Here is a 13,969-nt window from a genome sequence, read left to right as displayed (position 1 = left end):
GAACCCCTCCTTTCTCCCTTCGCGGCGTCAACCCAGGGCACTGGGCAGCGCCGGAGCTGACGTGCGGGTGGCTGGCCTAGGCGTGGGGGAGGGCAGGCGGGAGGCTTTAGAAGCTGGTGGGGTATATATTTTGCGCACTTTAACCGCATCGGTTCACCGACCGGGTAGACTTGGGGGTGAATTTCTGATCACCGTGGTTGAAGGCGCATGCTGAGTGCTTCTGTGGCAGCGCGTGATGGTGGTCGGCACGGGCAGAGGGGCGGGGAAGACGCTTATGTAAGGGGCATGAAGTCAAGACCCATTGCGCAGTTGTGGATCAAGTTTGAGAAGACGCCGTCTGTACCGACAACCAAAAGTGGGAGGGGCGCCCCTCACGGCTCCTTGGCATTCAGGGTCGCTCGGGCCGCTGCTGACCACGTCAGAGGTGTTGCCGGCTTTGCGGGGTCGTCCAGGTGCTGCTGGGCCCACGCGTTGGTCTCGGTAAGGCGCGGTTTTGCTGACGGGCGAGGCGGCGCGGTACGCCGCATGGCCAGGCCGCACGAAAGGCGCCCGGCGTACCGGCACCTGGACTCCACCGCACGTTGGGCGCGTTGCTGCTGCCCGCGCGCTTACCCGGCGCGGGGCGCAGTCCTTTCCAGAAACGCGCTGAGCAGGGCGTTCAAGGCCTCCGGCTGGGTGCGCATGGGCAGGTGGCCCCGGCCTGGAAGAAATGCCAGCTGCGCGTCGGGCAGGGCCTGGGCCAGGTAATGCCCCACGGCTTCGGGGACCGCTTCGTCGGCGCGCGTCTGCGTGACCAGCACGGGATGACGCGCCCGGGCCAGCCAGCACCGGCAGTCGGACTCGAAGATGGCGCGCGCAGCGGTGTAGGCGACCTCGGTGCGGGTACAGTCCACAGAACGGGCCACGTCCTCCAGCGTCTCGGCGCCCTGCAGGTTCAGGAGCATGTCGGTCACGGCCTTTCTCCAGTACACGCTGCCGCCCACAAGCGCGTAGAACCCGTCCAGCGATTCTCGGTCAAAGCCCCCGAAGTAGCCGTCGCCATTGAGATAGCGGGGCGATCCGGAGACAAACACCAGCCCCTCGAAGCGCTCGGGACGCGCCACCGACGCCATCAGGCCCGTCATGGCGCTCATGGAGGCGCCCACCAGCGTGATGCGCTGGAGGTCCAGCGCGTCTATCAGGTCCACCAGATCGGCCGCGTACCCTTCCAGGGCGCTGTGCCGCTCGGGATGCCAGCTCGATGGATGAGACGCGCCGAATCCAGCGAGGTCGAAGGTCACGGTGCGGTAGTGGGGAGCAAAAGCTTCCACCTGCCGGTCAAAAACCTCCTGCGTGGAGCAGAAACCGTGGGCAAACAGCAGGGTCCGTTCCCCACTCCCGCGGATCCGCGTATTCAAGCGGTCGGCAATCTGCATGGGTACGGCGAAATGGGGGTCAGCTTGCGTCGGCGGGGTGGCGATCAGCACGGGTGGTCTCCTTGTGGGGAGCCGGCGGTGCAGGTTGATCCCCAATGCGTTCTCAGCTTACAGGGCGCTTCCCCCCATGCTTGGGACGGCGGCGCACAGTTGACGGGGAAAGCGGGGTCCCGGGAGGGTGGTGGGCCCAATTCGGCAGGTGGTCCGCCCCCTAACGGGCGCGCTGCGAACCAGGTTCTGTCCGCCGCGGAGCCGGCGGCCAGGGAAGCTCTGGGCCAAGGAGGGCAGAAGCGGTGCACGCAGGGGGGAAGGCGGGGAAGACGTTCTGTGGTGCAGTCTCGTATATATTTTACACTGTTCCAGTGGGTTTGTGGAGGACGTCCGGGCAGCGGCGCGGGGGTGACCGGTCTCCCAGGGCAGGGGCAGACGCCGTGGGGCGCGCCCCGCGGCGTCTTCAAGGCGGAGCTTCATGGGCAAGCCCCGAGGTGCTTGTTCACCACGGACGTGAATAGACCCAGTATAAGGAAGCATGTCGGACGCCGAGCACCAACGATTGGCTGCGCTCTACCGCTACGAGGTGCTCGGTTCGCCGCCGGATGAGGCCCTCGACCGCCTCGCCCGTATGGGGCAAAGCGTTCTCGGCGTCCCTATCGTCATCATCAACCTCGTGGCGGCGCATTCCACATGGTTCAAATCCAGCGTAGGCACGCATTTGCAGGGACTTCGCCGCGAGGACGCCTGCTGTGGATGGGCCATCGAAAGCAGTGGCGCCTTCACCGTTCCGGATATTCAGGCCGATCCCCGCTTCCAGAAGGACCGGATGCTTACCGCCGAACACGCCCGTGCCTACGCGGGTGCGCCGCTCATCACCCCGGATGGGCAGCGGATTGGCGCATTTGCCGTGTTCGACCTGGAGGTGCGCACCTTCACCTCAGAGGAGCTCGGCCTCTTGATGGACCTGGCGGCCGTGGTCATGGATGAGCTCGAACTCCGCCTGACCGCCCTCCATTGGCGGGAAGCCCAGGAACGCAGCGCCTACCTCGCGCACCACGACGCCCTCACCGGTCTTCCCAACCGCCTGCGCTTCTTTGACCGCGCGGAGCAGGCGCTGCGTCAGGCGGAGCGACTCGGTCATCCGGCCGCCGTCATGATGCTGGACCTGAACGGCTTCAAACGCATCAATGACTCCCTCGGGCACGCCGTGGGAGACGGGCTCCTCAAGGCTGTGGGCGAGCGCCTGTGCGAGGTGGTGCGCTCGGAAGACACCGTGGCGCGCTTCGGCGGAGACGAGTTCGCGATTCTGCTTCCCGAGTTGCGGGAGCCGCTCGCGGCCATGCAGGTGGCGACAAAACTTCTGGAAGCGTTTGACAGGCCCTTCGCACTTGCCCAACAGGCCGTCCGGACGCGCGCGAGCCTTGGGATCAGCCTGTACCCCCACGACGGTGTGGACGCCGCCGCCCTGCTTCTGGCCGCGGACACGGCCATGTACAGCGCAAAGGCGTCACCGCACCTGCGGTATTGCTTCTACAGTGAGGCGATGTCGGAGGCGGCCCAGGCCAAACTCCGGCTGCAAGGCCAGCTGCGCTCTGCGCTGGAGCGGGGGCAGCTGCGGCTGCACTACCAGCCCCAGGTGAACTTGCGGACGGGCAAGGTGGTGGGCTTTGAGGCCCTGGTCCGCTGGCCGCGCGCTGACGGAAGCTGGGCCCGTCCGGAAGACTTCATCCCGGTCGCGGAAGAGAGCGGCTTGATCGTGGCCCTGGGCGAGTGGACCCTGCGGGAAGCCTGCACGCAACTCGTGGCGTGGCTCAACGCCGGTGCGCCCGTCTGGGACCTGTCCATCAATGTCTCTGCCCGGCAGTGGGAAAGCGCTGGCTTTCTGGACATGGTGCGGCGCACGCTGCGTGAAACGGGCTGCCCACCCGAACGCCTGCTCCTGGAGGTGACGGAAAGCGCCCTGCTCTCAGAGCTCAGCGCCGCTCCCAAGTTGACGCAGCAACTGTGCGAGCTGGGTGTGCGCACCGCGCTGGATGATTTCGGGACCCAGTTTTCCAACCTCAGTCAGTTGCAACACCTTGACGTTCACCAGCTGAAGGTGGACCGCTCCTTCACGCGGGGCGTCCCGACGGTACCCAAGGCGCTGGCCCTGGCGTCGACCGTCATCACCCTCGGGCATAGCCTGGGAATTCCCGTGGTGGGCGAAGGGGTGGAGACCGAGGCGCAGCGCGCCACGCTCAAAGGTCTCGGGTGCGACCTGGCCCAGGGGTTTCTCTTTGCACGCCCCCTGCCCCCCAGGGAGGTTGAAAAACTGTTTCTGGGCGGAAGCTGAAGGGTGGAGCGGCCCTGCCTGGCCCGGCAGCCGCGTAGCGGCGGGAGACGCCATCACCGAGAGGACCGTCCTGGCCGCTCACCACACGCGCGGAAACCGTTTGGGGATCAGCCGCTCTGCTGCGCAGCGTTGCACGCCCGCGCGGGTTCGTCCGTGATTTCATCACGGACGAACCCGCATCCCTATAACGTGGGACGAGCGCGCTTTCGCCCCTTGAGGTAACGGGCCAGGACGCCCCCTGCGCTCGCAGAGGCCTGTCCCTCGGGCCGCTCGTCGCCGCGAACCCACCGTTGGGAGCGTCGCCACGCCAAGCACCCAGGAGTTACGTTGTTTTCCGACCGCCAACACGCGGTTTGCAGCCAAATGAAGGTGCAGCCGTGCTTGGGGGCCTGGGCCGTGAAACCGGACTTTTAGGCGCAGGCCTTCGCGGACGGGGCGGTGAGCGCTGGGTGGAGTTCAAGCTGTCCCCGGCGTCTCCGTTGCCACTCGGCGAGCCTCTGGCGGGCCTCGGCCACAAAGGCCTGCCATTCCTGTTCTGTCATCTGACTGGGAGCACGGTGGGTGGTCGTCATCTGTCAGCTCCTTGCAACCATTGAACGTCACGTTCCGAGTCTGATCCGTTTCTGATCGCCAGAAACAGAATGAAGATATAAATTTCGCAATGAGACGAGTGAGAGCAGGGGCGCGGTGGCCGCGCGCCTCCGAGACAAGCCGCAGGAAGTCAAACGAGGGGGCGGTGAGGAGCCAGAGGTGAGGTCACCGACGTCGGTCAACCGTCTGCCCTGCGCTTGCGCGGTCTCCTGAACCGCGCCCTTTCCCAGGAGCCCACCCGAACGGCCCAAACGAACGGCCCAGACTCCGCCCCCTGGGCAGACACCCTGAGCGCCGGAGCGCCGGAAGGGCACGCGTTCCGCGGAGACACCCGCACAGGGGACTGCCCTACGGTCAGCAGCGGGCAGGCGGCGTACCCGGTGGGTGTACGCACGATCACGGCTTGGGTCATGGTCAAGAACAAGGACCGCCGCCCGGCAGCCGCGGTGCTCCGCGGAAGAGGCTTCGGTGCTGCGGGTGCCGCTCTACCGGGAAGGGGCCACTGAACGCGTTCGCCTGGCCGTTCGGGTGCTCAACCCAAGGGGCACGGCCAGGACCATGTCCGCGTTCAGACCAAACCCGGCAAAGGGCAAGACGGCCCGATCAGCGCCTGGCTGCCGAATTTCTCGCTGACCACTTCGGCTGCGTTGGCGCTTCCATACCTGCGAGCAAGGGAAGTCCACCCGGTTGGTGGTTTTAGAGAATTTGTCAAAAAGAGGAATTCACCGCGAATAGGGGTTGACAAGGGCGGCCCGAAGGGCGCTAGGGAGAGGGCTCATGAGCCCTCTCGATCTGACTTTCCTACCGCTTCAAGCCGCAGTGACGCGCCTCACCCACTGGATCGCGTCACACATCCCAGCGAAATTGCTTCACCCACACGAGAAAATGTCAGACGCTCAACTGCTCGCGGTCGCTCTGCTTCAAAAGCTCCATAAGGTGCCGTACTTCAGCCGGTGGTGGCGGTTTCTCAAGCTCAACCACTTCCCGCACTTTCCATCCGAAGCCCAGGCCCGCATTCGACTGGCTCGACTGACCCCAGTCGTTGAGCGGCTCGCAACCGAAGTCCAGGGTCTGGACTTCGTGGTGGTCGATTCCGAGCCCCTGCCCGTCTCGACGTTCAAACGCGCACCTCGGTGCAAATTTCGTGGGGCTCGTCACGGATTCAGCACCGCTGGACCCGTGTATGGCTTCAAATTGCATGCCTGGAGCGCTCTCAATGGCAAGATCGTGAAATACGACATTTATCCCGCGAATGAACATGATTTCACCGTGCTGTGCCACATGAACCTGGATTGGGTCGCCTACGGCGCACCAAAACAGATTGGGGATAAGGGGTACCCGTCAGGAACATGCCTGACGCCTCCCAAAGTGAACGCCAAGCAGGTTGATCCGCGCTGGAAGGAAGAATATGGGGCCGCGAGGAAGTGCATCGAATCTGCCTTCTCCGTCCTTGTGGGTGCAGGGCTGCGCTGGGGACAAGACCTACCTCAGTCTGCGATTGAAGGTCGCGCTGGGCGTCCTGGCGCACAACCTGAAATTCATTGACCTCAGTGGCTGATCGCCACCCTGTCAACCCCTATTCGCGGTAATTCATTTTTACGGAGCCCAGCGGGCAAACTTGAATGCGCATTAGGGAGAATGGAACCGTGAGGGCTGCCCTTCCACTCACAGCGTGATTTGGACAATGGATTGCCCTTATGGCCGGAAATTTCTTATGGGGAAGGGTATTCAAAGGTGATTGGCCGAGAGAAATATTTCGCAAATTGTTACAACTCAATGTCAAGTCAGAATTCGTGCCGGGCAGCAATGGAGCTCATATACATGACCCGCCTTCCCCTATGGTCACTCCGAACCGACTGGAGTGGCCATCTATCCTTGATATGGACGCCCTTTATTAAGTATAGTCAATACTCCTCTGGTTACGCCCAGCTTCCGGGCGGTACTTAGTTTTCCCACTAAAACGTCAGCGGTTTTCTTGTACCGTTGGTGCATCGTGTCGTTCACGACATAAACTGTACTTCTTCCATGAACGGTCAAGCGGACACGCGCCCCGCATCCAACCTGGCGCAGCAGATCACGGCTGAGGGCCAGCTGCCCCTTCTTTGTTGGCCCACAGGCGGAAATGTGAGGCGTACTGTCTGTTTGACTTCGAATAGCGTTGTAGTAACTGACCCTGTTCAGGGAGAAGGTCACACTCTGGCTATTCGTTGCCAGGAGGGCAGACACAAGGGCAATGAGGCGTTTCACAAGGAAGAAAGAATACCGTCGAATACAGAAGAATTATGTAACTCTTGCCTTTGAAACGTTAACAGTTTTATGTGGCCTCATCAGACTATAATTCATTTTTATTGCTCATAATCTTTTCGCCTCCTTCTTCTGGGGAAGCCCGTTGGAGTTCGCGCGTTTCCGAGTTGATCCACGCCTCGCTTTTCCGGAGATTTCGCGAGACGACTACTTCTTCCCATCGCCCTGTCTCTGATCGAGCACCTTTCGGCCGCCCTCGCCTCACCGCGCGCAGGTCACAGAAGCCTTCGGGATCCGGTACGCCTTGACCTGCTTGCTGGACATGACTCGCGCCGCCTGACCTCGCTGGCCCTTCCCCCGCTCAGGCCCCAGCCTTATGGGAGGTTTCAGATTCCCGGCGGGAGCAGGGACGTCAGGAGCGGCGCGTTAAGCCCAATGGTGAACCCGCCAGGGCGCGCGCCCTCCTGCACGGGGCAGTCCAAGGGGTAGACGCGCCCAATCACGTCCTCCCAGACTTCCACGTACTTCGTCTCCGGCGCTTCATCCTGAACGAACTGGGGGTGTAGCGACGAATGGGGTTTCCCCTTGGCCCTCCACGACCGCCCTATTCCCGGAATGGGCCTGTGGGGTGGGGAGCGTCCCCTTTCCGCAGCGTGAATAACGCTTCTTTCTCGCCAGCGCCCCGCCCGCTGGTGGGTCTCCCTTTGGCCGGGTAGGGGGTAGGCCCTGTGAAGTTCGCCCCCCGTGCAAACAGGCCGAGCAGCCGCTCCCGGGCGATTGCCGAGACCGTTGAAGCGCGGGCAACCCCACTCAGGGTCCAGGTGACTGCGGGCGCCGCAGGACTCTGCGCCACCCCAGGTCCGTGGCAACGGTCCGGCCCGGTTATAAGGCAGGACAGCGCAAGTGGCAGATGTACCCCTCGTACGGTGAACCGTTGACAGCCCGAGCCGAGACGAACGGGACCACCGGTCCCGTGAGCTGTAGGGCACAGATCAGTGTCTGGTTACGCTGGGAGCACGCGCGTATTCGCGTGTCGTGGCCGTGTTTAGGCCACTTTCGTCCGAGAAGACCAGTTGTTCCGGATGCGTAAGCTGCGGAGCCAGGTCATTGAGAAACCGCCGTCGCCTCTCTTCACTTCGTTCGCACGCGACCAGCGTTTTTTTACGCGTCATGCCGCCACGCGTTCCCGCAGATCCAGGCTGTACCCTCGCTCCCGACTGGTTTCAGGCCCTTATTATGACAAACGCTCCAGGTCAGAGGAAAAGGCAGTATTTCATCCGGATAGAGCTACCGGTTTGTGACGAAAGTGGCTGGCTCCTCAGAGGGCTTGTAGACCCCGTTCCGAGGATGCAGACTCCAGGCATGCGCTGGAAGCGGGGCCTGGTGTGGGGCGGAGTGACTGGAGTTGGAGCGATGGGGGCAGCCTGGAGCCTGGGCCACAGCATGGTCTGGCTCAGCGTGTTCTGCGCTTCGCTCACCTGCGTGGGCCTGCTGGCTTCAGGAGACCGCCTCCTCCTTGCTCCGCCTGAACCGTCCACACCCCCACTTGAAGTGCGTGACGAAAGCGGGGGCATCACCCCTGAATCTCATGATCCAACAATTCGTCCCGAAGATCAGCACGGAGCTGGGCCTGTACAGGTTCTGGTTGGCGTTGTGTCAGGTGTGTTGGGTCTGGTCTCTGTTGTGGCTGGTGCTATTTCCCTCCTGGTTTGGATCCTTGGTCTTCCTGCTGATCTGAGGACGAGGAATTGGATCCCCATCCAGGCACGGGTTATCAAAGCGGCTGGAAGTTCGTGTGGGCGTTCGAATACCGGTGACTCTTCGGCCCTTGCACTGACATACCGTTATCGGGGACACAATCACCTCGCGGCAAGTGGCGGAAGCAACGCTCGCGGTCCCACGCTCCATCCCAAAACACGTTCGGGCACCGCTTCTCCCTACGGTGCCGGATGGACCCTGGGGGTCTATCAAAAGGACTGTGGAGCAGACGTGAAAAACTGGATTTCCCACCCAGTACAGCAGGTGTATATCAATCCCAGTCAACCCCAGCTTGCGGTGGTGTACCGGGGCGTACACTGGCCGAAGGCCGCCGCCTGGGCGCTGAGTCGCGGGGTATTGACGCTATGGTTTGCAGCGTCCCTCCTCTTACTCGTCGCCGGGTTCTCCCTAAAAGATGTGGTGGCCCCCTGGGCGCTGGTCAAATTCTTTCTCCCCTTTAGAGCATTTGTCATAATAAAGGAATGAAGCCAGTCGGGGGTCGAGGATACAGTCTGGATTTGCGAGAACGAGTGGTGGCGGCGGTAGAAGGCGGACAGAGCCGGCAAGAAGTCGCCCGGTTGTACCGAATGCGCGTCGAAACCGTTGATACATATCTGGAAAAGCAGCGCTTGGGAACACTCCACGAAGTGGGTCGGTCTTCTGGACGTCCTCCACGTGTCACCCTCCTCCACGAACAGCAACTGTTGAAGCAACTCGAAACGCATCGGGACGCGACCTTGGTCGAGCATGCTCGCATGCTCGAAGAAGCGACAGGATTAAAGGTCAGTTTTAAAACAGTGGACCGGGTGTTTCGCAAGCACCACATCACCCATAAAAAAAACGCTGGTCGCGAGCGAACGAAGTGAAGAGCACAGACGGCAGTTTCTAAATGATCTGGCTCCCTATCTCACGCATCCGGAACAATTGGTCTTCCTGGACGAGCGTGGTTTTCATACAGCAATGACACGTGGGTACGCCCGTGCTCACCGTTCTGAGCGCGCTCAGGGCCATGTTCCCAGGGATCACGGACGCAATCAGACGTTGATTTGCGCCCGACAACTTACGGGACCCATGGTCCCGTTCGTCCTGACTGGGGCGGTCAATGGTTCAGCGTTCGAATGGTACGTCCGCCACCTGCTCTGTCCTGCCTTACAGCCAGGACAGGTCGTTGTCATGGACAATCTGTCCTCTCATCATCGAGCCTCTGTTCGCGTGATTATTGAGGCACAGGGGTGTCAGCTCTTGTTCCTTCCGCCCTATAGTCCCGACTTGGGTCCCATTGAACTGAGGTTCTCCAAGATCAAAGCCGTCGTAAGAGCAAAGGCTTGTCGAAACATCGACGGTCTCATCTCTACTCTTGGAACTGCTTTGCAGGCGGTTCGCGCGCAGGACATTACTGCCTGGTTCCGGCATGCCTACCCTTCGGCGTCTTTATGACAAATGCTCTAGACGTCGCAAGCTGGACGTGGAGGCACAAGCCGAGGAGAGGTCCAGGGTATAGCGTCTTGGGCCTCCCCCTCGCCTTGCCCTCCTGCTTAGCCGCCGACGCTCTCCTTCAGGGCGCTGGGGCGACCTTGTAAGGCGGGGGATCTCCCGTGATCGGTACGCCGTTGAGTTCAACAGTGCTGGCGAAGAACACAGTGGGTTCCCACGCTTTCCGTTTCGCGCTGACCCTGGAAACAAGGCCTCCATCCATCACGTTCTTGGCCGTCACCGGAGTATCAGGCGGGTGCGGTGGCTGCCCACCACGAGCACGGCCATCGCGGTAGGCATTGAAAATATTCCGGTCAAAATACCAGGATGGGCTCTTCTTCTGGCTATTTTCTCCGTGGGAACGCAACGTGGTGACAAATTTGTGCGCATTTCGCACTATTATTCCAACAGGCTTCTATCCCGTGACTTAGAGCGGGAGGCGGGGGCACTTCTCCAGCGTGCCTGGGTCCATAGCCATCCCACTTTTCCTCTACGCCGACTCCAGGCCCTTTTTCAGGCACTCTATCCCACTCCTGCGTGCTCCTTGCCGGCCTTCGGCTGCCACGTGGCGGGCCAGACGACGACCGCACCGGTCGACATTGATCAGGCCGCTTTTACAAAAGGTGCCTTCTGAAGGCCTCTGGCCGCCGCGCGTGACGATGCCTACACGGGTAAACGCCCTCTTGCTCCCAGCCGGGAATCTGAACAAAGGACCTGACACCATGCTCAAGAAGAACGCTTCAAGGCTTGTCCTCATTTCGCTGCTTCTGGGCTCCGCCCACGCCGCGTCGTTCACAGTGGGTCTGGCCTTCGACCTCGGAGGCCGGAACGATCAGGGCTTCAACCAGGGCGCGTTCGAAGGGGCCAAACGCGCGATCGCTGAAGTGGGCGGCAGCATTCAGACCTACGAGCCGAAAACGCTCGAAGAGGTGGGCAAAGGGATTGACGGCCTCGCCAAGAAAGGCGCGAACCTGGTCGTCGGCGTTGGTTTTGCCAACAATGGGGCCATCACTGGCACGGCCGCCAGCAACCCGGACGCCCACTTCGTGACGGTGGACGATCTGCCCAAAGGGGAGAACACGGTGGGCCTGCGCTTCCGCGAGCACGAGGGCAGCTTCCTGGCGGGTTGGCTGGCGGGCAAACAGAGTGCGACGGGCCGCATCGGCTTCATCGGAGGACTGGACATTCCGGTCATCAACCGCTTCAAAGCCGGGTTTCAGGCGGGCGTGAAGTTCGCCTGCCCCGCCTGCAAGGTGACGGTCAGCTACGTCGACAACGACACGCAGGGCTTCAACAATCCGAAAAAAGCCCAGCTGATTGCGGCCGGCATGATGAAGAGCGGGGTGGACATCATCTACGCGGCGGCGGGTGCCAGCGGGTACGGGCTAATCGAGCAGGTCAAGGCGCAGCCATGCCTGAGGGCGAGCGGCCTTCCAGAAGGCGTGCGGTTCACGTCCAACAACTTCGCCAGCGTACCCAGGAGTGCGGGAGATCAGAAGGCTTGCGCTGGCGACGCGCGCCCCACCTTCTTCATCGGGGTCGACACGAACCAGAACGGACTGGGGGACTTCGACAAGAATCCGGCGACGCTCAACCACGGCCTGACCTCGGTCTTGAAGCGCGTGGACAACGCGGTGTACTCCATCGTGAAGGAAGTCGCCGAGGGGCGGCCCTGGCGTGCGGGCGACCGCTCCTTCGGGCTCAGCAACGGCGGCATTGACCTCGCGGTGGACAAGTACAACCAGGCCCTGATTCCCGAAGCGATGAAGAAGAACCTGGAAACGGTCGAGAAACTCGTGATCGGCGGGACCATCAAGGTCCCCGCCAAGTAAGAGCCTATCCGGAAGATGTTTTGAGACGAGCAACGGGGGCGAGTTTGCGCCAGATGATGAGGCAAGCGGTCAATTCGACAAAGCCCAGATAGAGGTCTTGCCGCTTCTCCCAACGTGTCTGGATGCGACGGAAACGGTTAAACCAACTGTGGCCCACAACGACACCCACCTCGGAGGTGGGTGTCGTTGTGGATCACCAGGAGCAGGAATGGGCTGAGCGGCCGCCGATGTCTTGGGGATGTGCGCGACCAAAGCTTCATCCATGGCCAGTTGACGACACGCCTGCGTGTCGTACCCACGGTCCAGCAGGAGATGGCGCTGTTCCTGCTCTACAGGAGAGCAGGAACAGCAACGACGACAGCATCGAGGGCCTCGGTGAGCATCGTGCTGTCATGGCGATTGGCACCACACAGCACGACCGAGAGCGGAATACCTTTGGCGTCCGTGAGGAGGGTGCGTTTACATCCCGCCTTTCCTCGGTCGGTGGGATTGCTGCCCGTAGCTTCGGGGGCACCAGTGCCCCCCTTTTCCCCAATGGGGCCTTGAGCATGCTCCCGTCGGCGGCTTGCCATTCCCACAGGGTGCCGAGTTCCTGGTCGTACTCTTCGAGCACCATCGCCCACGCCGTGCGGAAGCAATCGTGTTCCACCCAGGCACAGAACCGCTCATGGACGGTCGACTTCGGACCGTACCGGCGGGGCAACTGGCTCCACTGACTGCCGGTTCGGGCCAACCAAATCAGCCCGTTGAAGATTGAGCGGGCGTCGCGCGTGGGACGCCCGCTCTTTTTCCTGGGTTTGTTGATCACCAGCACAGGGGCCAGACGCAGCCAGAGCTCATCCGATACCTCCCAGAGCGTGTTCTGGTCATTGATCTGATCTTGGTGCGGTTGCGTCGTCGTCACTGCCCTTCAGTAGATCAATATCTTCCGGATAGGCTCTAATACTACAGTTGCAGTTGGCGATTCCGTCTCTAAAACACGGGAATTCTCGGGAGGTGACTGGTGACAGAAAGCCCTTGAACAGCAGGTTCCTGGAGCAACTGCAACTGTAGTACTAAAAACACTGCAAGAGGGGGGCCGCAGGTCAGCGCCCGCCTTCCGCAGCGTGAATAGGATTCCGGCTCTTCCGTGATGAAATCACGGGCCAACCCGAGCGGACGCGCCGCGCGGCGCCCCAGAGGGGCAGGAAAAACGGTGACGGTGAGGCGTGAAATCACCGGAATCGAGCCCATGATCCGCAAAGCGTATTCAAACGCCTCTGTCCCGTTCCGGGGGCAGTCGATCGCTCACCCATAGCGGCGTTCCCCCCGCGTCATGGGACAGAAAGGCGGCCCTGATATTCTGAGGGCGCCCTCCCCATGTTTGCCTCCCTTCCCGTCAAGACCTTGCATTTGGTTTGCTTGCCCCTCATCACGCAGGGCCAGGCAGCCCCGGCCACGGCGCTGGTGCGCCGCACGTTCGGTCTTGACGCTTCCAGACACCTCCAGGTCAAGCTGGACACCCGGACCGTGGAGGTGCGGCTGCCCTACGCCTCCCGGGAGGAGGCGCTCGGTTTCGCGCGGGCACTCAGCTTGGAACAGCGGAAAACGGTCAGCGTTCACCTGAACGTGAACGCGGCCTGGAACAGCACCGTCGCTCCGGGAGCGCTCACCGACACCGCACATCTGATTGACGTTCTGGCCACGACCCGCCGGGTGGGCGAGGTCTTGCGGCAAAATGCAGCGTTCTGGAACGGACTGGCCCTGCACGTGCAGCCGCAGGTAAACGCCGCCCGACTGGTTCTGCCCCGTGAAACTCCTCCAGCGCAGGTCCACCGGTTGACCCATTGGTTTGGCGCAGAGGCGGGAACGGCGAGCGCGGCGCTGGACGCCCCTGGAGCGTGGCTGGCCAATGGGAGCCGTCACCACGAGGTCGTGCGGTACCAGCGTGGCGCCACAGTTCCGGAGACCTCGGCCCCGCTGTGGACGTAGGCCGGGCGCGCCGGCTGTCACGCCCCCTGGCGGGCCGCGGCGCACCTCACCTCCGCCCAAGACAGACGACGGACGAACGACTGTGAATGCGGCCGCGTGGTGCTGGCTGGAAGGGCCTTGCGTGGAGGACACCGCAGCGCACTTCGCACACAGACCGGCACCTTCCGGGGCGCCCCAGGCCGCGGGAGAACACCCACCTCGCTGCGCCCGACTTGGAACGGAGCCGCTCTGCCCACTCACCCTGGCCGCCGCGCAAATGTGTCTTGCTCGGTCTGGGCCATTTCGTCCTGGGACGACCCAGCCGTCACACCCGTGAGGTTGGTCAGGGATGACGAACTTCACGCGCCTTGTTTCGCGTG

General features: G+C 62.2%; 7 protein-coding genes and 3 pseudogenes. 6 read left to right on the top strand and 4 right to left on the bottom strand.

The features are described 5' to 3' along the window. Positions 1-608: 608 nt before the first annotated feature. On the bottom strand, positions 609-1,466 hold the full coding sequence (locus tag B9A95_RS06970; protein ID WP_084046216.1) for an alpha/beta fold hydrolase: 858 nt from the start codon (positions 1,464-1,466) through the stop codon (positions 609-611). A gap of 478 nt (positions 1,467-1,944) precedes the next feature. Between B9A95_RS06970 and B9A95_RS06965 the strand changes: the two genes are divergently transcribed. Beyond that, positions 1,945-3,741 (top strand): putative bifunctional diguanylate cyclase/phosphodiesterase, encoded by a 1,797-nt coding sequence (locus B9A95_RS06965; protein ID WP_084046215.1) that lies wholly within the window; start codon positions 1,945-1,947, stop codon positions 3,739-3,741. A gap of 410 nt (positions 3,742-4,151) precedes the next feature. Here B9A95_RS06965 and B9A95_RS33380 read toward each other — a convergent pair whose 3' ends face one another. Further along, the gene (locus B9A95_RS33380) at positions 4,152-4,313 is read right to left on the bottom strand and encodes a hypothetical protein (protein ID WP_170928489.1); all 162 of its coding nucleotides are present in this window, start codon (positions 4,311-4,313) and stop codon (positions 4,152-4,154) included. 796 nt (positions 4,314-5,109) lie between these two features. Between B9A95_RS33380 and B9A95_RS06960 the strand changes: the two are divergent. Continuing rightward, positions 5,110-5,890 (top strand): annotated as a pseudogene (locus B9A95_RS06960) (IS982 family transposase). Positions 5,891-7,461: 1,571 nt separating this feature from the next. Here the strand turns inward: B9A95_RS06960 and B9A95_RS35105 are convergent. After that, positions 7,462-7,757: pseudogene (locus B9A95_RS35105) on the bottom strand (IS630-like element ISDds8 family transposase); the annotation flags it as partial. An 808-nt stretch (positions 7,758-8,565) separates the two neighbouring features. Here B9A95_RS35105 and B9A95_RS06950 point away from each other — a divergent pair. The 3 genes from B9A95_RS06950 (at position 8,566) to B9A95_RS06940 (ending at position 11,639) form a co-directional block, all read left to right on the top strand. Further along, positions 8,566-8,820 carry a hypothetical protein gene (locus tag B9A95_RS06950; protein WP_084046213.1) on the top strand — a complete coding sequence of 85 codons (255 nt, stop codon included), beginning with the start codon at positions 8,566-8,568 and terminating at the stop codon, positions 8,818-8,820. Then, positions 8,817-9,771 (top strand): IS630 family transposase gene (locus B9A95_RS06945; protein WP_139806553.1). Its coding sequence is split into 2 segments (ribosomal slippage): positions 8,817-9,167 and positions 9,169-9,771, totalling 954 coding nucleotides; the frame shifts between segments, so codons are not numbered across the junction. The genes B9A95_RS06950 and B9A95_RS06945 overlap by 4 nt, the downstream gene beginning before the upstream one ends. A gap of 758 nt (positions 9,772-10,529) precedes the next feature. Continuing rightward, complete coding sequence (locus B9A95_RS06940) at positions 10,530-11,639, top strand: BMP family lipoprotein (RefSeq protein ID WP_084046212.1); 1,110 nt, start codon at positions 10,530-10,532, stop codon at positions 11,637-11,639. A gap of 4 nt (positions 11,640-11,643) precedes the next feature. Here B9A95_RS06940 and B9A95_RS06935 read toward each other — a convergent pair. Then, positions 11,644-12,513: pseudogene (locus tag B9A95_RS06935) on the bottom strand (IS5 family transposase). A 485-nt stretch (positions 12,514-12,998) separates the two neighbouring features. Here B9A95_RS06935 and B9A95_RS06930 point away from each other — a divergent pair. Continuing rightward, a complete protein-coding gene (locus B9A95_RS06930; RefSeq protein WP_084046211.1) occupies positions 12,999-13,610 on the top strand; it encodes a hypothetical protein in 612 nt (203 codons plus the stop codon). Positions 13,611-13,969 lie beyond the last annotated feature (359 nt).

It is taken from the genome of Deinococcus hopiensis KR-140 (genome assembly GCF_900176165.1).
Classification (GTDB): domain Bacteria; phylum Deinococcota; class Deinococci; order Deinococcales; family Deinococcaceae; genus Deinococcus; species Deinococcus hopiensis.
This window is presented reverse-complemented; position numbering and strand designations above follow the sequence as displayed.

Coding starts and splice junctions, on each gene's coding strand:
- B9A95_RS06965 (WP_084046215.1), top strand. CDS start 1,945: ATGTCGGACGCCGAGCACCAACGATTGGCTGCGCTCTACCGCTACGAG.
- B9A95_RS33380 (WP_170928489.1), bottom strand. CDS start 4,313: ATGACGACCACCCACCGTGCTCCCAGTCAGATGACAGAACAGGAATGG.
- B9A95_RS06930 (WP_084046211.1), top strand. CDS start 12,999: ATGTTTGCCTCCCTTCCCGTCAAGACCTTGCATTTGGTTTGCTTGCCC.
- B9A95_RS06940 (WP_084046212.1), top strand. CDS start 10,530: ATGCTCAAGAAGAACGCTTCAAGGCTTGTCCTCATTTCGCTGCTTCTG.